Source organism: Pantoea phyllosphaerae, assembly GCF_051025595.1.
In the GTDB taxonomy this organism is placed as follows: domain Bacteria; phylum Pseudomonadota; class Gammaproteobacteria; order Enterobacterales; family Enterobacteriaceae; genus Pantoea.
In genome coordinates this window covers 663,899-687,090 of the sequence record NZ_JBPFDE010000001.1, presented here as the reverse complement: position 1 = coordinate 687,090, position 23,192 = coordinate 663,899, and the positions used below count along the sequence as shown (strand labels likewise).

Genomic DNA, 23,192 nt, shown 5'->3' with positions numbered 1-23,192 from the left:
CCAGCCCAGCGTGCCGGCAGACAGGCGGTTATTCGCCGCATCCGCAGTAGAGGCGATGACCGCGCCGTTAAGCTGCGCATGGTTGCCGACAAAGATGTCATAGCCGCCGTCGCCCGCAAACAGCCCGCTCTGGTCGCCGACGCTGGCGTACTCGCTGTTTATCCTGCTTTTGCTGAGGCTCAGCCCGGCCGAACCGCCCGTGCCCCAGGTGAAGCTGAAGCCGCCGCTGGCGCTCTGCTGTTTGCTCTGATAGTTATCGGTATCCTGCAGGCTGGTGAGCGTGAGGTTATTGCCCGCGCTGACGCTGATGCTGCTGCCCAGCGCCTGCGCGCCGGAGAGCAGCGTGTCGTTGCCGCTGCTGAGCGTCAGGTTATCCTTCGCGTTGACGCGGCTGTTGACGTGGGTCGTGCTGTCTCCGTTCTCTCCGCCGCTGGCCATATAGCCGCTGGCCTGTACGCCGAAGCCGGTTTCTTTGCCGATGGCGGCATGCACCCCGGCGCTCCAGCCGGATGATTTGTTGCTGCTCTTCTGTTCGGTATGGTTGCTGGCGGCGATCAGGTTCAGGTCGTGCGCGGCGGCCAGCGTTACGTTTTTGCCAGTGATACCGCTGCCTGCCAGCGTCAGATCGCCGCTGGCGCCGTTCGCGCCGGTGGCGACGACGGCCACGCTACCGCCCCCGCTGAGCGAACTGCCGCTGACGGTATTGCTGCTGTATTCCGATGAGGATTTGCTCTTGCTGGACCCGACGTTAAGCGCGATTTTAATGCCGACATCGTCTATTTTGCCATTAGCCAGCGCCGAGGCAGAATCCTGGACCGCGTCTGACATCGCCCAGCCGCTTTCCAGCATCTTCACGGCGTTAAGCGCCTTCAGGCGATCGTCCCCTGCCTGGCTCGCCTCTTTTGCCTGCGAGCCCAGGCTCAGCAGCGCGTCGGTGATCGGGCTGGTGAGCTGCAGCGTCAGGCCGCTCTGCTTCTGCTCATAGCTCTGGCGTCGCGTCAGCGTGTCGTTGCCCGGATCGATAGTAACCGATCCGCCAGCCAGGCTGATATCCTGCTTCGCGATCACGTCGGAACCTGCCACGCGCGCATCCTGACCGGCAACCAGCGTCACGTTGCCGCCGGTGCTGCCGATGGTGCTGGCGCTCTGGCTCTGGGTGGTACCGTCCTGCTTCAGCTGCTGTTTCGTGGATGCGCTGCCAAAGGTCACGCCAAGGCCGCCGCCGCTGAACATGCCGCTCTTTTTGGTTTCGCTCAGGCGATAGCTGGTCTGGGTATCGGTAGCCGCCGCGATGGTGAGATCGTTCCCGGCTTTCAGGCCCACATCGCCTTCGCCAATCACTGAGGATCCTTTCACCGTCAGGTCATTGCCCGCGATGATTGAAACGCGATCGCCGCTCAGCTGCGAGGCTTTTTCAGCAGTGTCGCTCTCTTCGCTGATGGTGTGGGTGGTCTTTTTGCTGAACAGCCTTTTTTTGGTTTTCGTCTCTTCTTTGTAGGCGTAATCGCTCTCCGTGGCGGTCGTGATATTCACGTCGTGACCAGCCTGCAGCGCCAGATCGTTGTTCGCGGTGAGAGTGCTTGCCTGGCTGGTGATATCGTTTCCAGCCACCAGCGTAGCGCTGCCGCCGCTGACAATCTCGGTGCCCTGCTGACGTACCGTTTCATTAATAACGGTTTTTTTGCTGCCGCGTTCGCTGTTGCCGGTTCGGCTCTCTTCCGCGTTCAGGTTGATATTGCGTCCGGCCTGCAGCCCGACATCGCCGTCTGCAACGATTGCGGCTGCCTGACTAGTGAGATCCTGACCTGCAGCCAGCACCAGATCCCCACCCGAAGAAACTGTCGTGCGATCTGAACCAGAGCTATGCGTCTCCTTGTTCCCCTTGCTCTGCTTGCTGCTCTCACTGGTTTGTGCGGCGTTAAGCTGCAGATTGTTTGCCGCGCTGAGGGTGGCATTGCCTTTGGCACTAACATCACTGGCCGTAATCGCCACATCGTGTCCGGCCTCAATAAGAAGGTTACCGCCAGCACTGACCCGGCTTCCCTGATAGAAAACTTTGTCGTTCTGAACTGGCTTATAACCACTGCCGGATGTTGTGGCTAGCTGATTGGCATTAAGGGCAATGTCGCCCCAGGCGCTCATTAACAGATTGCTGCCTGAGGAGATGGATGCTCCATCAAGCGTAATATCTTTACCCGCATTGAGTATTAAGGATTGGTCTGCAGTGATGGTGGCAATGCTGCCAGTCTGAACGTTTTTCAGGCTATTACTGACTATCCCAAGCGGATTAGATAACGTGATGTTATTGATGCTGCCATTCAGCGTTTCCAGTGCGACGGTTTTGCCCTGAAGGACGCTGCTGACATTGTTGATATCACCAATTGCGCTGAGATTCAGGCTGTTACCCGCTTTCACAAGCCCATCATTCAGGTTACTGATACTGTTCTGGCTATCGAGAGACAGACTGTCCGATGCCAGCAGCGTACTGCCGCTGTTAGTTAATAAGCCGGCGGTCACGTTGACATTTTTAGCTGCAATCACGCTACCGTTATTAACGGCTGTATCTTTGGCTGAAAGGTAAAGTTTAGGCACCATGACGGTTTCGCCATTAATGGTCGCCGACTCCCACCACAGAATGCTATGGTCGAGAGAGGCAATCTGATCGGCGGAAAGTGAGACGCCAAACTGCAGCCCCAGCGACTGTTTAGCCGCCGCGGCGTTATCCATCAAATACTGCATCTGTTCCAGGTCCGACCCGATGCCATTCAGATACTGGCTGCCGGTCTGGTTTAGCACCACATTGCTGACGTAACGGGTATCAAAAGCCGCATCGCCGAGGAATCGATAGTCTCGCTCAGGTTTCAGATTGAGGCGGTTGAGCAGGTATGAAGAGCCAAGAAAAGCATTCGCATCCGTATACTGCTGGCGAATTTCTTTTGGTGCGCTGCCAGGCTGTTTGCCCAGCAGCGTATTGAGATCGCTAAACAGACGAGTGTCCATCTGACCCATCCCATCCAGCTTCGGGTTGACCGTGATGAGATAAGGACTTGAGGAGCTGGTGGAAACAACAAAATAGCCGTTGTCACTGACTGGTATCGGATACGCGCTAATATCAACCGCTCTGCCCTGAAATTTTTTCAGCGTGGCTCCTTTGGCTTCAGACCCGGCATCTTTCAGGGCATTTGACACACCAAAACCGACGCGGCCTTTCTCGCTAACGGACCTGTCAGCAAGGGCTTTAGTATCATTGCTTTCCGCTGCCAGCGCACCAGTGCCGTTGATCTGCAGAAGTGCGTTCTGAACCTGGTCTTTCCACGCAGGTGAGGTCACCGCGACTTTGTCTGCTGTTACAGGTAATTGCTTCTGAGCCGTTCCACCTATCGTCTGCTGAGTCAGCGTGTTTAATACCGGTGCGTTAAGCGTGTTTACGCTTCCGCTAACATGTGGATCGGTGGAGGTGTTGCTGATGTTCTGACTGAAGTCAGCAGTAATGGTATTCCCCGCCTGAATGACGCTGCGGTAGACGTTGCCACTGCCGGTCGTTTCGTATACCGGGCTGCCATCAAGCGTGTAGCCAAATGAGCTTGAGGACGCGCCGCCGTTATAACGGTAGATCTGATAAACCGTTGTCGTGCCATCCGTCCAGCTCTGGTTATTTAGCTGATTGCCTGACAGCGCCATATTGTTACGGGCAAGCAGAGTGGACGCGGAATTGTCCAGCTGCGCGGCCTGTACATTCAGATCCCTGCCCGCCGCAATACGTCCTGCTCCTCCATTAGCAGTAGCGGTCACGGCAATCGACTGATACGCCACCTTTTGCACCTGAACATCAGCGTTTGGTCTGTAGCTGTATGTATGGGTTTCCCAGTCATCCCCATGACCGTGATGATATTGGGTACCACTAACGTATTGACTGTAATCGCTGGATTTAAACCACGTAAACGGGATCCTGACATTGGGACCATTCGCCCATGAGGGTGTAGCTAACTGAGTGACCTCATCATGAGTACTTAGCCCATCCCGCGTATTCAGCAGATGCCCGGTCCTGATAGTAATATCGCCATTCTGCGACTCAATCGTTCCCGACGTATTAATCACCTCGCCATTAGCATTCCCCGCCGCATCGCCCTGCATCCACAGGCTGTTGCCCGCCAGCATATCCCCGCGCTGGTTGCGGATGCTGTTCGCGTAGAGCGCCAGGTTTTGCCCGGCATAAATCAGCGCAGCGTTGACGATGCTGCCCGGCGAGCTCAGGGTCAGGCTGCCCAGCGTACCGGTAAAACCATTAACCGTGATGTCGCTGCGGCTGTTCAGGCTGACGTTGCCGCCGCCCTGTAACGTGCCGCTGCCGTTCAGGGTGATGCCGTTGCCGCTCAGGCTGCTGTCGCCGCTCCCGGTGGTGATCTGGCCGTTATTGGTCAAATCGCCGCCCGCACTCAGCGTCAGCGCCTGGCCCTGCAGGGTGCCCTGATTATCGATCGCGCCGTTGCTGCTGATGCTGAGCCGATTGCCTGCCGCCAGCGTGTGGCGGGCGGTAAAGCCGTTAATCAGGTTGAGGGCGGCGTCGCCGAGCGCCACTACCTGACCCAACTGATCGAAGCCGCCGCTCTCCAGCAGCAGGTTACCGCCGCTGAAGAGTCTGCCGGTCGCCTGCTGCGTCACCTGCGACGCCTTCACGTTAAGCTGACTGACGCCCAGCAGCGTTCCATTGTTAGTGAGCTGCGCGTAGTTCACCGTCAGGCTACCGCCCTGCGCGGTGCCCTGGTTTTGCAGCTGCGCGCCGGTCAGCGTGCCCTGCCCGTCGGCCAGCAGCGTGCCACTGTTGCTGGCATTCGTCGCATTCAGCGTCAGCTGCGTCGCCTGCAGCCAGCCGCTGTTGGTCAGCTGCGGCGCGTTCAGCGTCAGCTCCCCGGCCGACAGCACTCTGCCGGTGTTGGTTGCCGAACTGGTGGCGGTGAGGCGGCTGTTCGCGCCCTGAATCAGGCCGTAGTTATAGAGCTCCGGCGTGGTGAGCGTCAGTCCGCTCTGGCTCAGCAGCGTGCCGCTGCCCTCGTTGGTGACGCGGCCGCCGGCGGTGAGCAGCAGGCTGTTGTCGCCCTGCAGGCGCCCGCTGTTAGTGACGGCGCCGGTGGTCATGATCAGATCCGCGCCCTGCGCCCGTCCGGCGTTATTGACGTCGGCGGCCTGCAGTTCCAGCCGACCGCCGCTCAGCAGCGCGCCGTTCTGCTGCTGCGTCAGCGTGTTGCCGAGCAGGGTTGTCAGCCCGTTAACGCCGGAAATCTCTCCGCCGTTATCTAAGGTGCTGCCGTTCAGCGTCAGGTTTTTCGCTATCCACTCTCCCTGATTGCTGAGGCTGAGCGCACTGAGCGCGGCGGCGCCGTTCGCGGTGATTTTACTGCCCGCCGAGGATGAGAGCCGGTCGCGCAGGCTGAGCTGCAGGGTGTCGGCGCTCTGGATCGCGCCGCCGTTGGCGAGGCTCGCGGCGTTCAGCAGGATCTGCTGCCCCTGCCACGTCCCGTTATTGGTGACGCTGTCGCCGGTAATGCTCAGCGTGCCCTGCGTCAGCAGCTGCCCGCCGGGGTTATTGATCAAGACGCGCGCGGGCTGCGCCTGTACCGCCAGCAGGCGCAGGCCGCGCACCGCTGCGGCCGGGCCCAGCGTCAGCGACTGCAGACCAATCAGGCTGCCCTGATTGGTGACGCTGGCGGGCGTAATGGTGAGCGTCTCGCCCTGCACGGTACCGCCGTTGTTGAGTGCGCCGCCCCGCAGCGTCATCGCTTTTTCTGCCAGCAGCGAGCCGCTGTTCACGGCATCCTGCGCGGTTATCAGCGAACTGCCCTGCGACATCACCGCGCCGCCGTTGCGCAGCGCGCCGCTGATCGACGCCGTAAGGTCGCCGCTGCTCAGCAGCGAGCCCTGATGCTGCCAGCTCTCAGCGTCGAGCTGCACGCGGTTGCCCTGCAGCGTGCCGTCGGTATTGAGGTCGCGCGCAGTGAGCAGCAGATCGCCGCCGCTCAGGGCTTTACCGGGCGCTGTCTGGATAACGGCGTCCGTCGCCTGCGCGTCCAGCAGCGTGCTGCCCTGCCACAGCCCGCCGTTGCTGAGCGTATCGCCGCGCAGCGTCAGGCTATCCGCCATCAGCCTGCCGCGGTTGTCCAGACGGCCCGCCGTCAGGCTGGCGCTGCCTGTTGTCACCATCGTGCCGCTGTTGTCGAGCAGTCCGGCTGTGGTGCCGGTCAGCGTCGCGAGGCCGTTTATCGTGCCGCTGTTGGTCAGGGCGCCGAACTGATAGTGCAGATCGCTGCCCTGCATCGCACCCGCGTTGTTGCCGCTGTTTGCCTGCAGGCCGAGATCGCCGCCGCTCAGCAGCGTGCCCGCGCTCAGGTTGTTGATCTGACCAAACCCGGCTGAAAGCGCCGCGTCGCCCTGCACAAGACCGCGATTAGTCAGCGTATCGCCTGAGGCGGCGAGCTGCTGCGCGGCCAGCGTCCCGGCGTTGTCCAGCGTCGCGGCCTGCAGCGTCGCCTGCTGGCGCGCCAGCAGCACCCCGGCGTCGCCGTTGCTGAAGGTGCCGGTCAGACGGGTGGTGACGCTGTCCGCCGTGACCCGTCCGCTGTTGCTGAAGTCGCGTCCGTTTAAGTCGAGGTCGCCAGCAACCTGCAGCAGTCCGGCGTTGGTCAGCGTCACCGGCGAGAGCAGCAGCGAGGAGCCGCTGATAAGCTGACCGCCGATCGCGTTGGTAATGGTCGCACTGTTGAGAGTAAGCGCGCTGTTGCCCTGCAGCAGACCCGAGTTGGAGAGATTCGCCGTCGTGATGCCCAGCTGATCCGCCGCCAGCGTTCCGACGTTGCGCGTCTCGCCGCTTGTCAGGTCAACACGCTTTTCGCTCAGCAGCGCGCCGCCGTTATCCAGCAGGCCGCTGACCTCTGCAGTGAGCTGCGAGGCGGCGCGCGCACTGCCCGGGTTCTGCCAGCGGTTTACCCGCAGGTCGAGCCGATCGCCCTGCAGGCTGCCCTGGTTAACCAGATTATCGCCCTGCACCGCCAGCGTACCGGCGCTCATCAGCTGACCGCCCGCCTGGTTGCTGAGCTGGTTGCCCTGGAGCGTCAGCGCATCCGTGCCCTGCATCAGCCCGCTGTTCACCAGATCGCTCTGCAGCGTCAGCACCTGCGCCAGCAGCCAGCCGCTGTTGTCTGTGTTGCCCGCCTGCAGCTGCACGCCCTGCTGTCCCAGGATCTTGCCGCTGTTGTTCAGGCTGTCAGCCTTCAGCTGCGCGTCGCCGACGCTGAGCGCGTTGCCGCGGTTTTGCCAGTCGGCGGCCGTCAAATTCAGCCGTTCGCCCTGCATCAGGCCGCTGTTTGCCAGTCTGCCCGCGTCCAGCTTCAGCTCCCCGCCGCTCAGCAGGGTGCCGCTGTTGCTGAGCTGCTGGCCTGCGGCGAGCAGCGCCTGCTTGCCCTGTAGAGTGCCGCTGTTGTCGATTGTGCCGCCGTTAATGTTCAGCTGGCTGGCGGCGATCTCTCCGCCGTTGGTCAGCCTGGCGTTGCTGAGCTGCAGGGCGTTATCCGCCAGCAGCCGCGCCCCCTGCTGGTTGCTGAAGCTGTCGTTGCTGGCAAGGATACCTGCCGCGTTGATCTCGCCGCCGTTGGTCAGGCTGGTGCCGGCCAGCGTCAGGGTGCCGCCGCTGGTGATCAGGCCCAGATTGTTCAGCTCAGGCAGATTCAGCCCAAAGCTGTTCTCAGAGCTGACCGTGCCTTGCGCCAGGTTAGCGAGGCGCTGTCCCGTCAGACTGAGCGCGCGGGTGCCCTGAATCAGCCCGTTGTTGTCGGTTTCCCCGCTGCTCAGCCGCAGCGCCTGCTGGCTGAGCAGGCTGCCGCGGTTATCGAGATGCCCTAGCGTAAACGACGCATCCCCCAGGCTCAGCACTTTGCCGCTGTTCAGCCCGCTGTTGGCGATGACGGTTACCTGCTGTCCCTGCAGCGCGCCTGCGTTGCTGAGCGTGTCGGCATTGAGGGTTAGCTGCCCGTCGCTCAGCACCGTTCCGCGGTTGTCGAGCTGCTGGCCCTGGGTCTCCAGCGTCTGCTTAGCCTGCAGCGTCCCACTGTTGCTCACTGCGCCGCTGTTAATGGCCAGCTGTTCGGCGGCGATTTTTCCGCTGTTGTGCAGCGCGTTGTTGTTTAGCTGCAGGCGGTGCTCCGCGAGCAGCGATCCGCTCTGGCCGTTACCGATCGTCTCATTGAGCGCCGTCAGGTTCGCGGCGTTGATTTCACCCCGGTTGATCAGGCTGCGTCCGCCCAGCGTCAGCGTCGCGCCGCTGCTGATCAGGCCGCCGTTGTCCAGAGTCTGGAAATTGAGTGAGAAGTCGTTATTTGAACTGAGGGTGCCGCCCGCCAGGTTGTTGAATTGACTGCCGCTGAAGCTGAGCGCATCCGCGCCCTGCAGCAGCCCGCTGTTGTCGGTTTGCGCGCTGTCGAGGGTCAGCGCAGGCGCGGAGATCACGCCCTGGTTGAGCAGGGAACCGCTGCGCACCGCCAGGCTGCCGGTGCCGACAAGGGTCGCGCCGCTGTGGTTGGTTACGGTGTCCGCGCTGAGCGTGGTGGCGGCCGCGGCAAGTGAACCGCGGTTATCGAGCTGTTGCGCGCTCGCCGAAAGCATCTTGCCCGCGGTAAATTGCCCGGCATTGCTCAGCTGCGTAGCCGCCTGCAGCTGAATCGTCTCGCCCGCATTTCCCCGGCTGGCCTGGTCTGCCGACAGCGTGCCGCCGCTTAAGCGGATATCCCGCCCCGCCGTCAGGCTGGCGCCTTGCGTGGTGAGATTGCCGCTGGCCGACACGGCGATGACGGCATCGCTCACCAGCGCGCCCGGCCCGATGGCGACATCCTGCTGTGCGTTGACGGCAATCTGTCCGGCCGCTTTGTTATCGCCGCCCAGCGCGACCGACGCGCCTTTTGCCGTCAGCGCGCCGCTGCTCAGGCTGGTATTCAGCGTCAGCTGGCCGCTGCTGTCGAGCTGGATATCGCCCTGTTTCGCCACCAGGTTGCCGAGGTTGACCCCCACGCCCTTTTCGCTGGAGACCAGGCGAATGCGGTTGGCGTACATGCCGCCCAGCGCGCCGGTATCCACCGTTACCAACGGCGCGGTCCCCTCGCCGGCGATCGGCGTGACCGAGCCATCTGCGCCGACGCGGTTCGCGCCCACCGTCACCGAGAGATCTTTCGCATGAATGCCGGCATTGATTTCCGTGGCGCGCGCGACGATCGACACCGCGTCCGCGCTGCTGCCGTCCAGCCCCTTGCCCTCGACGATCACCGCGCCTTTGCTCACCTCCAGCGCGGCGAGGTTGCCGTTGGCGTCCAGCTGCGGCCTGCCGGTGGTGAGCGTGACGTTCGGGGTGTTGATAAAGCCGCAGCCGTTGCAGGTAATGCCGTACGGGTTAGCGACCATCACGTTGGCGGCTTTGCCCGCCACTTCGGTGTAGCCCTGCAGCTGGGAGCGGTTCGCGCCCGTGACTTCGTTGATGATCGCCCGCGCTTCCTGCCCGGCTTTCAGGTTGGGGTTGTTCTGGATCAGGCCGCCCAGCTGCGTCTGATTAAGCTGGCCGGTGGCGTTATTAAGGATTAGCCCTTCCTGCCCGACGTTGTACTGCTGGTACTGGTTATGCGACACGCCTGCGCCGTTCGGGGTGGCGATATTGACCACCGGCACGCCGTTGCCCGCGGCATCCATCTTCGTGCCGGGCGTGACTGGCGTAATCTGCGCCGCCGCGGCGGGCAGCATCGGCTGCACGGCCACCAGATAGCAGATGAGGTAGCTCAGCGCGCGGCGGGCAAGGGAAACAGGTTGACGATCGTCCATAATCTTTACCTTTTAGAAAGCCAGCCCGACGCGGGCGTAAATGCTGATGCGATCCGGCTGCAGATAGCCGGGATAGCTGAGGGGAATGCCGAGGGTGTACTGGGTGTAGAAGTCACGGCCGCGCGTGCCGAGCCCGACCGCGCCGCCCCACAGCGTGCCGGTCGCTTCCCGGTTCTGCGCGTCGCTTTTCAGCCAGCCGCCGTCTACCGCAGCCAGCGCGCTGACCTCGCCCATGACCGGCAGCGTGAACAGGCGGTAGCTGAGCTCGTTACGCAGGTAGCCGCCGGCGTCGCCGGAGAGATACTGCTCTTTGAAGCCGCGCACCGAGCTTTCGCCGCCGAGCGTCAGGCGCTCGCTGCCGTAAAGCCTGTCAGGCGACCACTGGCCATAGAGGCTGCTGAGCCACCAGAGATCGGTCGTCAGGGGACGCTGGAAGCTGCCGCCTACGCTCCATTTGCGGAACTGCGCCCTGGGCAGCTCGCTGCTTTTGCCCGCGTCGCTTTCGGCATCAAACCAGGGCATGCCGCGGCTGAAGGTCGGATTCAGCGTGGCCACGCCGCCGAACATTTTTTGCGTGTGGTTCAGCCCCAGCTGCAGGCTGGTGATTTTGCGGCTGCTGCCGGAGAGCAGCGTATGGTTAAGGAAGTTATGGCTGCGGTAGTGGTTCAGGCCGAGCTGCACGCCGGTTTTAATATCGCCGTTGCGAAACAGCACCCAGGACCCGCTCAGGCGGTGTGCGACGTTGTCGCCGTTGCTCAGCCAGGTAAAGCCGTTGTTGACGAAGCTGCTGTGATAGCTGCTCCAGCTGTAGCTGTAGTCGAGCAGGCCGTAGCCGTACGGCACGCTGAGGCCCGCCTGCAGGTTCTGCGCGTCGCGCCAGTCGCTGAAGGCGCTGCTGCGGCCGCCGCTGATAAACCAGCGGTCCGCCAGCCCGAGCAGGTTATTGCCGGTAAGCGAGGCGCTGAGCTGGCCGACGCCGGTGCTTTTCTGCCCGCTGTTGTCAAAGCCCACAGCGGCGCTCAGCGGAAATTCCGGCTTCGCGGTGAGATTAACCACGGAATAGCCCGCTCTGGGCGACGGCTGAATATCGATCTGCACCGGCGTACTGCGCACCCGGTTAATTTGTTCCATGCCCTGCTCAATATCGCGCAGGTTAAGGATTTTGCCTTCCAGCCCGGGAAAGGCCATCGTCAGGGCGCGCGGATGCTGGCCCTCAAGACGAATGTCATCCAGTTTGCCTTCCAGCACCGGAATAGTCAGCTCGCCCGTTGATAAATCCTGTTCGGTGAGAAATGCCCTGCTGGTAATATAGCCGCGCTGCATATACCAGTCGGATATGCTATGCACCAGCGCGTTTATTTCCGTTAAGTTAAGGCAGCGATTAATATAGGGCGCGGTAATCCTTTCCCGCTGGCCCGCAGAGAGCAGCGAGGCGTGGCGAATATCAATGGCGTGCACCGGGAAACAGGGGCCGCTTTGCGACGAGGCCGCAGCGGGTGGGCGCTCAGGCGACACCGTGCGCCACAGGGCGTCGCGCTGCTGCCGATCCTGCTCCAGCCGCTGCTGCTGCTGATTTTGAATATAATCGCGGTCGGCGGGATTTAACGGTGCCGCAATAGCCGGAGTTGCTAATAAGCTGACGCATAGCGTCAGTAACATCCCTGTTTTAGCCATTATCAAAAACTTAAGTTAAGTTAATTGTCTGTGTCTGTTCTTCCCTGCGACACAGAATATCACTTAAACAATGGGAAAGTTCCGGTTAACTGTATAAAAAAATAATGTCATCCTGGTCTGCCCTGGCAAAAAGTTAAATAATGAGTTAACTCAAACCAGAGGATTTAAAGATGGGCATCCCCTGTAAATAAATAACTACCTGGCCGAAACCCCGATATTAAGGATTAGCGTTAGCCTCTCTTTTAATATGATTCGTGGCGCGACGGTTAAATAAAGCAGCCATCAAAGCAATGCTGCTTAATCTGGCCGCGCGATCAACGTTAAAGCGCGATATCCATATCGATGCAGCGCAGCCCGGCCTGGGCGAGCCTGGAATGGTAGATATTTTCCTGCACAAAGCGAAAGCCGTGCCGCTCATAAAAGGTTTGCGCATTAGGCGTCGAGGCGAGCGTTAGCCGGGTAAACCCCTGCTGGCGCGCCTCGCCTTTTATCTCCTCGATAATCTTGCCAGCTAACCCTTTTCCAGCATGTTCGGGCAAGGTAAAAATTGCCTCGACACTGCCGGAAGAGAGGTCGAGAAAGCCCGTAGCCACCGGGCAGCTGTCCGGCCCGTCAATCACAAAGAAGGGATTGGCGTTGATGACCTCGCGAAAACTTTCAGGCATCCTGTCTGGCGTCCAGGCCTGAAGGATCTCAGGGGTATAGCTGTTGCGGCACCCGTCGCGGATAGCCAAATTTCTGACGAGCCAGCACTGTTCCGCTTCATCAGGTTGCGCGCGTCTCACCCTCATCGTTTTTCCTTGTTCTTTTCTCTGTCGGTTGGTTATCTCGGCAGGGGCGCATCAGCGCTCGCCCCAGCGCATCTGCTGAATCACGACGCGATAGCCATCGACATCCTGGAATGTCACGCCTCTTCTGTCCCAGTAGGGATTGAACGATGCCACACGGGCAAAGCCAGCCAGATCCATCTTCGCGCAGCGCGTCGCCCAGTCAGCCTGGTCAGGCACATAGAGCACCAGCAGATCTTCGGCGGATGGAGACGGTGTGACAGGATGAAAATGAGCCTGCGTAAATTCAAGATGCCAGGGCAAATCGTCGCGCCCTAACATACAGCCGCTAAATCCCTCATGATCGCGAAATTCGCCGATGACCTGCAGATCCAGCCCGCTGGCGTACATCTCCCCGCTTTTGCTCAGCAGGCTTACGGGCCTGGCGATACGCATATGCTGAAATTCCATTGCCGCCTCTCTTTATGCTCCAGATGGATCGCGGCCGACCGTGACTATAATTTGTACAACCCGCCTGCCAGGAAAATAAATATGTTTGAAGGATTTATTCATACAGAAATAGCGCTTTCCGACGCGATAATCAACGTACGTTATGGCGGAAGAGGTCCGCCGCTTATGCTGCTGCATGGCCATCCCCGCACCCATGTCACCTGGTCAAAAGTCGCGCCGCAGCTGGCTAAGTTCTTTACCGTGGTCTGCCCAGACCTGCGCGGCTTCGGCTGCTCGTCAAAACCTGCCGATTTACCGGATCACGCAGGCTCTGCCAAACGAGCGAAAGCGAAAGACTGCGTTGAGCTGATGCGCCATCTTGGCTTTGCGCGCTTTGCGCTGGCCGGCCATGACAGAGGGAGTTATACGGCCTATCGCGCCGCGCTCGATTATCCCGACAGCATCACTCGCCTCGCGCTTCTCGATTCTGTTCCGATCATTGAAGCCCTGGAACGCTGTAACGAGAGGTTTGCGCGTCAATGGTATCACTGGTTTTTCTTTGCCCAACCTGAAAAGCCTGAACGGGCGATTCTGGCCGATCCGGACGAGTGGTACGGTCCGCAGCCGAAAACGATGGGCGATGAGGAGTATCAGGCGTTCCGGCAAGCCATTCACGATCCCGCCACCGTGCACGGGATGATTGAGGACTATCGCGCAGGCTTGTTGATAGACAGAGAGCATGAGGCGCAGGATCGCCAGGCCGGACGTCTTATCACCTGCCCAACCTTATGTTTATGGTCGAAGCAGGATGATCTGGAAGATTTGTACGGCGATATCCTCGCCATCTGGCGGCGCTGGGCGCCGGATGTGCGCGGCCACGCGATTAACAGCGGTCATCATATGGCGGAAGAGGCGCCTGAAGAGCTGAGCGCAGCGCTGCTGCGCTTTTTTCAGTAGCGGCGCGGCGACGCTGGCCAGGCGGCTGCCAGTGCCGCCTTTAACGGCAAATATGCGTCAGACATTCACGGCAAGGTTTTGAATTCACCTTTCTGTTCTTTGCGGTCAGCATCGCGTCGCGCGGATGATAAAAGGTGCCGATAAACACCCGTAGCGCCACGTCGGGAAGCCGGGCGCAGGCTTTGGTGTGCAGAACAAAACAGCCTGAGGGATCGCATTCCAGGGTAAGGTAGTAAAAGCTACTCATCGGGGTTACTGGTTGAAAGTGGTATCGTAAATGCACTATCAAACATCCTGAAATATATTGATACATCAGTAAAAACTATCGCTGGGAAAGGTTTCAACTATCAATAAAAGTTAGCATTTTCTGCTGCCAGCATGGCTTAAGTCGGCATAATGCCGACAGTGCGCACCTCGCAACGCCTGAAATCTTAAGGTTCATCTCTATGATTAGGCTGACCTTAAGATGAAAATAAATAAGCGGCTCGCATTAACTTCCGCCGCGCCTCTTTTGCACTTTTTTCAGGCAGCCATGCGCTTTTTTCGTGCAGAAGCGTGGTATGGCCTCTGCTTTTGCGCCTGTTTTACCGGTTTTACCTGCCCATTTGCTGGCACAACTTTTGCTACTTGTATGTACAAGTTAATCCTGCTCTGCATTTAACAAAATTTTATCAAGTGATGCTCACAAACTGGGCAAATCAACGAGGTATCAGAACGGATTTGCTTGTATATACATGAAATGTCATTTGCACAGATTTCACCATGAGATGGCCTGAATCGATTACTCACCAGGAGAAGCCGCATGACGCAACGCGCACCCGTTCGCCTTTTTTGCCTTACCACCCTTTTCGCCACGCTGATGTTGAGCGGCGCGGCCGCGCAGGCCAAAGAGTGGAAATCGATTACCATAGCGACCGAAGGAAGCTATGAACCCTGGAACCTGACGCTGCCTGGCGGCAAGCTGGGCGGTTTTGAACCAGAACTGATGGAAGACCTCTGCAAGCGCATGGGCGTTCAGTGCAAGCTGGTGGTGCAGAACTGGGACGGCATGATCGCCGGACTCAATGCCGGCAAATATGATGTGATCATGGATGCGATCGTGATTACGCCAGATCGGAAAAAAGTGGTCAACTTCACCACGCCGTACGCCTCTACGCCCGCCACCTTTATTACCAGCAAAGATAACCCGCTGCTGCCGGCCGATAGCCACATCATTAAACTGCACGACGACCAGGCCGCGATCAACGCGGCGATCGCCCCGCTCAAAGCAGCGCTGAAAGGCAAAACCATCGGTATCGCCTCCGGCACCGTTTATACCCCCTTTATCGATAAATACTTCAAAGGCGACACTGAGGTGCGGGAATACACCTCGTCGGCGGACGCCATTCTCGATCTGCAATCGGGCCGCATCGACGCGGTGTTCGATGATGTCACCTTCGCCCAGTCGATGCTGGCGCGCAAAGAGAACGCCAACCTGAGCTTTAGCGGTCCGCAGCTGGGCGGTCCGATCTGGGGCGAAGGCGAAGCGATGGGCGTGCGCATGGCTGACAACGATCTTAAAACCAAACTCGACGAAGCGATTCATGCCGCGCTGGCCGACGGCACGGTGAAAAAGCTGAGCGAAAAATGGTTTAAAACCGACGTCACCCCGTAAGAGAGGTAAAAGATGATGAGCCTGCTGAGTTTTGGCCCGGACGGCTGGGGCCGACTGATCCTGAGCGCCGCCTGCACCACGCTGCTGCTGTCGCTGGCAGCGCTAATCATTGGCGCCGTGGTCGGCTCCGGCGTGGCGGCCGCCAAGCTCTCTCCCCAGCGCTGGCTGCGCTGGCTGGGCGAGAGCTATTCGGTGGTGTTTCGCGGCATTCCGGAACTGCTGGTGATCTACCTGTTCTATTTCGGCGGCTCCGGATTGATTACGCTGGTAGGCCAGCTCTTCGGCGCGGACGGCTTTATCGAGGCGCCGCCGTTCCTGATCGGCGCGCTGGCGATCGGGCTCATCTCCGGCTCCTATCAGGGCGAAGTCTATCGCGCGGCGCGCCTGGCGCTGGCCAAAGGCGAAGTGGAGGCGGCAGTGGCGATCGGCATGCCGCGCTGGCGCATCGCGCAACGCATTCTGCTGCCGCAGGTGGTGCGCTACGCCCTGCCCGGCATGTCAAACGTCTGGCAGATGAGCCTGAAGGATTCGGCGCTGGTCTCGGTGACCGGCATCGTCGAACTGATGCGCGCCAGCCAGGTCGCGGCCGGTTCCACCCGCGATTATTTCACCTTTTACCTGGTCGGCGGCGCCTGCTATCTGGTGCTGACGCTGCTGTCTAATCAGGCTTTTCGTCGGGCGGAATCGCGCCTCGGACGCGCGTGGCAGAGCCGCACCGCGGCACAGCATTAAGGAGCAGCAGCATGATTGATTTCGCCTTTCTCTCCGACACCTTTCTTAAGCTGAGCGCCGCCCTGCCGGTGACCCTCGGCCTGTTTATCAGCGCCTTTCTGTGCGGCGGCGTGCTGGCGATCGGCATTCTGGCGCTGCGCATGAGCCGCTGGCGGCTGCTGAGCGGGTTTGCGCGCGGCTACATTCTGGTGTTTCGCGGCTCGCCGCTGATGATCCAGCTCTTCCTTATCTACTACGGGCTTGGGCAGTTCGGCGTGATCCGCCACAGCATCGTCTGGCCGTTCCTGCGCGAGCCCTTTATTTGCGCGGTGCTGGCGCTGTCGCTCTGTACCGCGGCCTATACGGCGGAGATCCTGCGCGGCGCGCTGCTCGCCGTGCCCGCCGGTCAGGTTGAGGCCGGCCTCGCCTGCGGCATGTCGCGCTGGCTGCTGCTGCGCCGCATTATCGCGCCGGTGATGCTGCGCTATGCGCTGCCCGCCTACTCCACCGAGGCGATTCTGCTGGTGAAATCCACCGCGCTGGCCAGCCTCGTCACCGTCTGGGATGTGACGGGCGTGGCGCAGCAAATCATCCAGCGCACCTACCGCACTATGGAGGTGTTTCTCTGCGCCGCGGCGATCTACCTGCTGCTGAATTTTATTATCGTCCAGCTCTACGCGCTGCTGGAGCGTCGTCTGACCCCGGTGCATCGCACGGCAAAAAAGCCGTTATCCGCCGTTAAACCGCTTGTCGGAGAGTAATATGCATTCCACATCCCCCGTTACCCTGTCCGCCACGGATATTCATAAATCCTTCGGCGCCATGGAAGTTCTGAAAGGCATTTCGCTGCAGGCGCGCAAAGGCGATGTTATTTCGATTCTCGGCGCCAGCGGCTCGGGAAAAAGCACCCTGCTGCGCTGCATTAACCTGCTGGAGACGCCCGACGCCGGCGTGGTCAGCGTCGGCGGCGAAACCATCGAGATGAAGCGCCATGCGCGCGGCCATCAGCTGGCGGCCAATCCCCGGCAGATCGAGCGCCTGCGCTCCCGCCTCGGCATGGTGTTTCAGAGCTTTAATCTCTGGTCGCACATGACGGTGCTGCAAAACGTCATCGAAGGACCGCACTACGTGCTGAAGCGCGACAGAAAAAGCTGCATCGCCCAGGCGGAGCAGCTGCTGGATCGCGTCGGCCTGCTCAACCGCAAAGATTTCTATCCGGCGCAGCTCTCCGGCGGTCAGCAGCAGCGTGTGGCGATCGCCCGCGCGCTGGCGATGGACCCCGAGGTGATGCTGTTCGACGAGCCGACCTCAGCGCTCGATCCTGAACTGGTGGGCGAAGTGCTGAAGGTGATGCGCAGCCTGGCCGAAGAGGGACGCACCATGCTGGTGGTGACGCACGAAATGGGCTTCGCGCGCAACGTCTCCAACCGCGTGGTGTTTATGCATCAGGGCACCATCGACTGTCAGGGCGAACCCGAAGCAATGTTCGGCCAGCAGGGCTCGCAGCGCTTTAAGCAGTTTATCTCCAGCCACCACGCCACGGGGCAACCGTCATGATCCTGGTCTGGGGCGACGGGCCGCTACGGTGGCAGGATCTGGTCGCGGTGGCGCGGCACGATGCGGAGTTAAGTCTAAGCGCCAGCGCCTGGCAGCGTATCGCCCAGGGGCGCGCCATTGTCGATGAGATCGTCGCCAGCGGGCAGATCGCCTACGGCGTCAACACCGGCCTCGGCGCGCTGTGCAATATCACGCTGGCGGACGAGCAGCTTAGCCAGCTGTCGCGCAATACCCTGCTGAGCCACGCCTGCGGCGTCGGCCCGCGGCTGACGCGCGAGCAGGCGCGCGCCATTCTGTGCGCGGCGATCGCCAACTACAGCCACGGCAAATCGGGCGTATCGGCCGGACTGGTGCAGCATATGCTGGCGCTGCTGAATCATCAGATTACGCCGCAGGTGCCGTCGCAGGGATCGGTCGGCTACCTGAGCCATATGGCGCATATCGGTCTGGCGCTGATCGGCGTCGGCGAGGTGGAGTATCAAAACCAGCGCATGCCCGCCGCCCAGGCGCTCGCGCTCGCTGGCCTGGCGCCCTGGCGCCCTGGCGCCAAAGAGGGGCTGAGCCTGGTGAACGGTACGCCCTGCATGACCGGTCTCGCCTGTCTGGCGCTGGACGATGCCGCGCCCCTGCTGAACTGGGCGGACGTCACCGGCGCGATGAGTTTCGAGGCGCTACGCGGCCAGCTGGCGGCGTTCGACCCTGAGGTGCTGGCGCTTAAGGCGAGTCCCGGCATGCAGATCAGCGGCCAGCGGCTGCGTCAGCTGCTGGGCGACAGTCCGCTGCTGGCGGCCAGCGTCGGCGTCCGCACGCAGGACGCGCTCAGCCTGCGTTCGATGCCGCAGGTGCACGGCGCAAGCCGCGATCAATTCGCGCACGCCGCGCGCCAGATCGAGACCGAGCTCAACGCCTGCACCGACAACCCGCTGGTGCTCGGCACGCCGGAGAGCTGGCGCGTGGTGTCGCAGGCCAACCCGCACGGCGAGTCGGTGGCGATGGCGGCGGATCTGCTGGCGATCGCCATGGCGGAGATCGGCAGCATCGCCGAGCGGCGGCTCGACCGGCTGGTTAATCCGCTGGTGAGCGGCCTGCCGCCCTTTCTGGTGGCGCAGCCGGGCGTTAACTCCGGCATGATGATCGCGCAGTATGTAGCGGCGTCGCTCTGCGCCGAGAACCGCCAGCTGGCGCAGCCTGCGGTGCTGGATAACTATGTCACCTCAGGCTTGCAGGAAGATCACCTGAGCCTGGGCACCGGCGCGGCGCTCAAGCTGCTGAAGCTGCTGGAAAATGTCTGGCATATTCTGGCTATTGAGTATCTGCTCGCCGCCCAGGCGCTCGATTTTCACGGCGACGCGGCGCTCGCCTCGGGCACGCGGCGTGCGCTGCACCGCCTGCGGGGTGTGGTGGCCAACTGGCAGCAGGATCGCTGGCTGGCGCCCGATATCGACCTGGCGGTCAAGGTCCTGAAAAGCACGCCAGATTTTACTCAGCCGTAACGCCCTGTCGCGGGCTCACTACGCCCGGCGGGCGCCAACCCGCCGCGGCGCGGTCCGCTTTGCCGCTGCGCTTCCCGACGCGCCAGCTCTCTCTCGCTTCCCGCCCGCCGCCAGGTCCGCTTTTTACTGCTACCTTTTACGGATAACCCGTTGTTTTACCGGAGAGAGACTTTGCCATTGCCCCGCTCGAGAAAAACAGAGCGCTTTGTGCTGCTGTTTCTGCTTTTTATCAGCGTTTTTATCGTGACGGCCTGCAGCTGGGCGCTCTGGCAGTCGTGGCAGAACCGGCTGCAGGATGTCTCGGTGCAGGCGCGCAACCAGTCGCTGTCGCTCTCCCGTCAGGCCCAGGACACCTTTCTACAGGTCAATATCGCGCTGGATGAGATCGCCCGCCAGGGAGATGAGGTGTTTAGCCATCCCGGGGCTTACAGCGGCAGAAACGGCATTCTCGCCGGACTCGCGCTGCCGCTGCCGCAGCTGGCCGGGCTGTTTATTTATGACAAAGAGGGCAACTGGCTGGCCACCTCGCGCGACATGCAGTTTAAGCAGATGAATAACGCCGACCGCGAATCCTTTATCTGGCACCGCGACCATGCCGATCCGGGCGTACATATCGGCCACGTCATTCGCAGCCGCAGCGCCAGCGAGCTGGTGATCCCGGTTTCTCTGCGACTCAACGACGCGGCGGGCAATTTTCGCGGCGTGGCGCTCGGCTCGGTTAAAGTCGCTTTTTTCCGCCAGTTTTACGGCTGGTATGAACAGAGCCCAGGCGATCTTCTGGCCCTGATGAACACCGACGGCGTCCTGCTTTACGCCCGCCCCTTTCCCGACAGCATGCTCAACCGCAGCCTCTCTTCCAGCCCGCTGTTCACCCGCTTGCTGAGCCAGTCGCGCATCGGCAGCGCTACCTGGGAGAGTCACCTGGACGGCGAGGAGCGTCTTTTTGGCTACGCCCGGCTGGAGCGCTATCCGCTGGTGGTGGCGGTCGGCTATGAAACCCGGGCGATCCGGCACGCCTGGTGGAAGAGTAATATCACCGGCATCGGCGTCAATATCTTCACCTGGCTGCTGGTGCTGCTGTTCGGCTATCTGGTGCTGCGTCAGCTGCGCGCCAACCAGCGCAGCCAGCAGGCGCTGATGCGCTCGCAGGATGAGCTGACGCGGCTCAACGGCACGCTGAGCGATCTGGCGATGCTGGATGGCCTGACCGGCCTGGGCAACCGCCGGCAGTTCGATTTTTATCTGGAGAAGAGCCTGCAGGGCGTCGCCTCGCCCGTCTCGCTGATTATGTTTGATGTGGACTTTTTCAAACGCTACAACGATGCCTATGGCCACATCGCTGGCGACCGCTGCCTGCAGGAGGTGGCGACGCTGCTTAAACACCTGCCGCTGCGCGGCACCGACCGGGTCACGCGCTACGGTGGCGAAGAGTTCGCCATTATTCTGCCGGGCACCCACGCCCGTGATGCGGAGAATGTCGCGCACCGGGCGCTGGGGGCGATTCGCCGCGCGGCGCTGCCCCATGCGGCGAGCGATCTGCCGGACAAAATCGTCACCCTCAGCGCGGGTATCAGCGCCGCGCCGCCGGGCGACTCGCCTGACTCGCTTAAGCTGGCCGCCGACGAGGCGCTCTATGTGGCGAAAAAAGCGGGACGCAACTGCATCGCCGGGACGAACGGCATCTGCCTGTTATAACTTTTTGCGACGCGGCGGGACGGCAATCGCCAGCAGGCCCAGCACAATCAGCAGCACGCCCGCCAGACCGCTCCAGCGAAAGGGCTCGCCGAATACCGGGAGCAGCACCGCTGCCAGCCATACCAGCACATAGCTCAGGCTCAGCAGCGGGTAGAGCCGGTTGAGCGGCAGATGACGCAGCGCCAGCATCCAGCAGAGCATAGAGAGCCCATAAGCGAACAGCCCCGCGCCCAGTAGCACCAGCAGCGTAGCGTAGCGGGACCAGTCGATGTGAAGCCAGTCAGCGACGGGTGGAAAATCGCGCATCGCCAGGCGAAGCGCCAGCTCCGCCAGCGTAACCAGTAAAACTGAACCGAGCGCAAGCCCTAGACCTTTCAAAGATGACTCCCTGTCAGCGCCACGCCGATCACAATCGCCAGCGTGCCGAGCCACTGCCGCAGCGTGTAAGTCTCTTGCCAGATGAAACGCGCGGCGACCGCAACCAGCACAAAATTGAGGCTGAGCATGGGATAGGCCTGGCTGACCGGCACCAGGCGCAGCACCCACAGCCAGAGCAGCATTGCGACGCCCAGCAGCAGCAGGCTCAAGGCAATCCACACTATCAGGCGGCGTTTACCGTGGCGCGCGCCGAGGGTGGCCGCCTGCTTCTGGCAGAGCTGCGCCAGACAGCTCAGCAGACTCACCAGCGCAATCAACAACAGGCTCATGGCCTGGCCTCGTAGCCGTAGTAGAGCAGCCGCCCCTGACGATAAACCTCGTCCGGCGTCGGCATCGTCGCGTCAGGCGTCTTCTCGCCCGCGTTAAGCATCATGACCACCGACACCCGCCCCTGGCGACGATGTTCTCGCAGCCAGTCGGCAAAGGCCGCGCCATCAACGTAGCGCGACTGCGCATCGGGGTAGCTCAGGCCATACTGCACTTCGCCTTTAGCGTCGTAGAGGGTGATGTCGCTGCGGCGCAGCGTCCAGGCGATGGCTGAGGCGACGCCCGGATTGTCGACCAGCAGATAGCGGCTGCCCGCCAGCTGCTCGCGCACGGCGCTGACGAAGCCCAGCGGCTGCTTCGAATCGCGCACCTTCTGCGGAATGGCGTACCCCACCAGCAGCGCCAGCACCAGCGGACAGAGCGCCGCCCTCTGCCAGCGGTGGTCGCCTGGCCGCAGGCTGAGCCAGCCCGCAAGGCCCCAGCCAGCAAAGGCCGCCGCCGCCGCCGCTACGCGCAGCGTCTCGTCGCGCGCATAGAGCGGATGGTGCGCCAGCCCCCAGGGCGCGAGAAACAGCACGACCGCCGCGGTGGCGATCAGGCCGAACAGCAGATTGATCCCGCCGTTGATGCGGAACACCTTGCCGAGCCGCGCGCCGCCGCTGTGGGCGTAGCGCGCCATCAGCAGCGCCAGCGGCGCGAAGCACGGCAGAATATAGGTGGGCAGCTTGCCTTTGGCGATGCTGAAAAAGAGCAGCGGCAGCAGTACCCAGCTCAGCAGGTAGGCGGCACCGGCCTGCTGTTCGCGCTGACGCCACGCCGTGGCCAGCGCACCGGGCAGCAGCGCCAGCCAGGGAAGGCAGCCTGCCAGCAGGATTGGCAGGTAGTACCAGAACGGCGCTTTATGCTGCGCGTCCGCCTCGGCGAAGCGCTGGATATGCTCCACCCAGAAGAAGTAGTGCCAGAAGTCCCCTTCCTGCCGCGCGATCGCCAGCGCCCAGGGCGCGCTAATCACTAGCGCCGTTGCAACGGTTACCATTCCCCAGCGCAGCAGCTCGCCGAAGCGCCGCTGCCAGATAGCCCAGGGCGCAATCGCCAGCACCGGCACCGCCAGCGCCAGAAAGCCTTTGGTCATAAAGCCCATGGCGCAGGCGACGCCGAGCAGCAGATAGCCGCACAGCCGCTGTCGCGTGCTGCCCGCCTGCGCCGCCAGCCAGTAGCTGCACATCGCCGCCGCCAGCCACAGCAGCAGAATGGGATCGAGCACTGCGTAGGTGCCGACTCCGTAGACCAGCAGCGAGGTAAGAAAAATCACGCTGCCGCTGAGCGCGACGGCGCGGCTGGCGAACATCCGCACGCCGAGCCAGTAGAGCAGCAGCGCGCTCAGCGCGGTGCTGAAAATAGCGCCCGCGCGCACGCCAGACAGGGTATGGCCAAACAGCAGCTGGCCGATGTTGTTGACCCAGTAGCCCGCGATCGGTTTTTCAAAGTAGCGCAGGCCGAAAAAGTGCGGCACCACCCAGCTGCCGCCCGACACCATTTCGCGGCTGATCTCGGCGTAGCGCGTTTCATCCGGCTGCCACAGGCTGCGAAATTCGATGGGTATCAGGTAGTAGAGGGCGAAAAGCGCCAGCAGCAGCGCCGTTTTCGTTCCGGCGCGCATCGGTGTCCACATAGCGT

At 61.6% G+C, this 23,192-nt stretch carries 14 protein-coding genes; 7 read left to right on the top strand and 7 right to left on the bottom strand.

The features are described 5' to 3' along the window. From ACR6A7_RS03190 to ACR6A7_RS03175, 4 genes are all read right to left on the bottom strand, one after another. Positions 1 to 9,852, bottom strand: a 9,852-nt coding sequence (locus ACR6A7_RS03190; protein WP_434123308.1) for a hemagglutinin repeat-containing protein, incomplete at its 3' end; no start/stop codon positions are given. A gap of 12 nt (positions 9,853 to 9,864) precedes the next feature. Then, entirely contained in the window at positions 9,865 to 11,511 is a 1,647-nt protein-coding gene (locus ACR6A7_RS03185; protein WP_434123307.1) for a ShlB/FhaC/HecB family hemolysin secretion/activation protein, read from the bottom strand. A gap of 335 nt (positions 11,512 to 11,846) precedes the next feature. Next, positions 11,847 to 12,317 carry a GNAT family N-acetyltransferase gene (locus ACR6A7_RS03180; protein ID WP_434123306.1) on the bottom strand — a complete coding sequence of 157 codons (471 nt, stop codon included), beginning with the start codon at positions 12,315 to 12,317 and terminating at the stop codon, positions 11,847 to 11,849. A gap of 51 nt (positions 12,318 to 12,368) precedes the next feature. After that, positions 12,369 to 12,764 carry a VOC family protein gene (locus ACR6A7_RS03175; RefSeq protein WP_434123305.1) on the bottom strand — a complete coding sequence of 132 codons (396 nt, stop codon included), beginning with the start codon at positions 12,762 to 12,764 and terminating at the stop codon, positions 12,369 to 12,371. Between the two features lie 81 nt (positions 12,765 to 12,845). Between ACR6A7_RS03175 and ACR6A7_RS03170 the strand changes: the two genes are divergently transcribed. The 7 genes from ACR6A7_RS03170 to ACR6A7_RS03140 all read left to right on the top strand — a co-directional run bounded on the left by ACR6A7_RS03170 (position 12,846) and on the right by ACR6A7_RS03140 (position 20,810). After that, positions 12,846 to 13,700 (top strand): alpha/beta fold hydrolase, encoded by an 855-nt coding sequence (locus tag ACR6A7_RS03170; RefSeq protein ID WP_434123303.1) that lies wholly within the window; start codon positions 12,846 to 12,848, stop codon positions 13,698 to 13,700. A gap of 802 nt (positions 13,701 to 14,502) precedes the next feature. Further along, entirely contained in the window at positions 14,503 to 15,354 is an 852-nt protein-coding gene (locus ACR6A7_RS03165; RefSeq protein ID WP_434123302.1) for a transporter substrate-binding domain-containing protein, read from the top strand. A 12-nt stretch (positions 15,355 to 15,366) separates the two neighbouring features. Continuing rightward, the gene (locus tag ACR6A7_RS03160) at positions 15,367 to 16,086 is read left to right on the top strand and encodes an ABC transporter permease (protein WP_033746906.1); all 720 of its coding nucleotides are present in this window, start codon (positions 15,367 to 15,369) and stop codon (positions 16,084 to 16,086) included. Between the two features lie 11 nt (positions 16,087 to 16,097). Continuing rightward, positions 16,098 to 16,826, top strand: a complete 729-nt coding sequence (locus ACR6A7_RS03155; protein ID WP_033746902.1) for an ABC transporter permease — start codon at positions 16,098 to 16,100, stop codon at positions 16,824 to 16,826. A gap of 1 nt (position 16,827) precedes the next feature. After that, the gene (locus tag ACR6A7_RS03150; RefSeq protein ID WP_434123301.1) at positions 16,828 to 17,622 is read left to right on the top strand and encodes an ABC transporter ATP-binding protein; all 795 of its coding nucleotides are present in this window, start codon (positions 16,828 to 16,830) and stop codon (positions 17,620 to 17,622) included. Next, positions 17,619 to 19,115, top strand: coding sequence for an HAL/PAL/TAL family ammonia-lyase (locus ACR6A7_RS03145; RefSeq protein WP_434123300.1), 1,497 nt, complete (start codon positions 17,619 to 17,621; stop codon positions 19,113 to 19,115). The genes ACR6A7_RS03150 and ACR6A7_RS03145 overlap by 4 nt, the downstream gene beginning before the upstream one ends. Positions 19,116 to 19,286: 171 nt before the next feature. Then, the gene (locus ACR6A7_RS03140; RefSeq protein ID WP_434123298.1) at positions 19,287 to 20,810 is read left to right on the top strand and encodes a sensor domain-containing diguanylate cyclase; all 1,524 of its coding nucleotides are present in this window, start codon (positions 19,287 to 19,289) and stop codon (positions 20,808 to 20,810) included. Here the strand turns inward: ACR6A7_RS03140 and arnF are convergent. From arnF to arnT, 3 genes are read right to left on the bottom strand one after another with little or no spacing between them, the layout of a single operon-like run. Beyond that, on the bottom strand, positions 20,805 to 21,188 hold the full coding sequence (gene arnF / locus ACR6A7_RS03135) for a 4-amino-4-deoxy-L-arabinose-phosphoundecaprenol flippase subunit ArnF (RefSeq protein ID WP_434123297.1): 384 nt from the start codon (positions 21,186 to 21,188) through the stop codon (positions 20,805 to 20,807). The two genes, ACR6A7_RS03140 and arnF, sit on opposite strands and share 6 nt — an antisense overlap. Beyond that, positions 21,185 to 21,517: a 4-amino-4-deoxy-L-arabinose-phosphoundecaprenol flippase subunit ArnE gene (arnE, locus tag ACR6A7_RS03130; protein WP_434123296.1), complete on the bottom strand. Its 333-nt coding sequence runs from the start codon at positions 21,515 to 21,517 to the stop codon at positions 21,185 to 21,187. The genes arnF and arnE overlap by 4 nt, the downstream gene beginning before the upstream one ends. Beyond that, positions 21,514 to 23,175 (bottom strand): lipid IV(A) 4-amino-4-deoxy-L-arabinosyltransferase, encoded by a 1,662-nt coding sequence (gene arnT, locus ACR6A7_RS03125; protein WP_434123335.1) that lies wholly within the window; start codon positions 23,173 to 23,175, stop codon positions 21,514 to 21,516. Before arnT ends, arnE begins: the two co-directional genes overlap by 4 nt. Positions 23,176 to 23,192 lie beyond the last annotated feature (17 nt).

Coding starts and splice junctions, on each gene's coding strand:
- ACR6A7_RS03185 (WP_434123307.1), bottom strand. CDS start 11,511: ATGTTACTGACGCTATGCGTCAGCTTATTAGCAACTCCGGCTATTGCG.
- ACR6A7_RS03180 (WP_434123306.1), bottom strand. CDS start 12,317: ATGAGGGTGAGACGCGCGCAACCTGATGAAGCGGAACAGTGCTGGCTC.
- ACR6A7_RS03175 (WP_434123305.1), bottom strand. CDS start 12,764: ATGGAATTTCAGCATATGCGTATCGCCAGGCCCGTAAGCCTGCTGAGC.
- ACR6A7_RS03170 (WP_434123303.1), top strand. CDS start 12,846: ATGTTTGAAGGATTTATTCATACAGAAATAGCGCTTTCCGACGCGATA.
- ACR6A7_RS03165 (WP_434123302.1), top strand. CDS start 14,503: ATGACGCAACGCGCACCCGTTCGCCTTTTTTGCCTTACCACCCTTTTC.
- ACR6A7_RS03160 (WP_033746906.1), top strand. CDS start 15,367: ATGATGAGCCTGCTGAGTTTTGGCCCGGACGGCTGGGGCCGACTGATC.
- ACR6A7_RS03155 (WP_033746902.1), top strand. CDS start 16,098: ATGATTGATTTCGCCTTTCTCTCCGACACCTTTCTTAAGCTGAGCGCC.
- ACR6A7_RS03150 (WP_434123301.1), top strand. CDS start 16,828: ATGCATTCCACATCCCCCGTTACCCTGTCCGCCACGGATATTCATAAA.
- ACR6A7_RS03145 (WP_434123300.1), top strand. CDS start 17,619: ATGATCCTGGTCTGGGGCGACGGGCCGCTACGGTGGCAGGATCTGGTC.
- arnE (WP_434123296.1), bottom strand. CDS start 21,517: ATGAGCCTGTTGTTGATTGCGCTGGTGAGTCTGCTGAGCTGTCTGGCG.
- arnT (WP_434123335.1), bottom strand. CDS start 23,175: ATGCGCGCCGGAACGAAAACGGCGCTGCTGCTGGCGCTTTTCGCCCTC.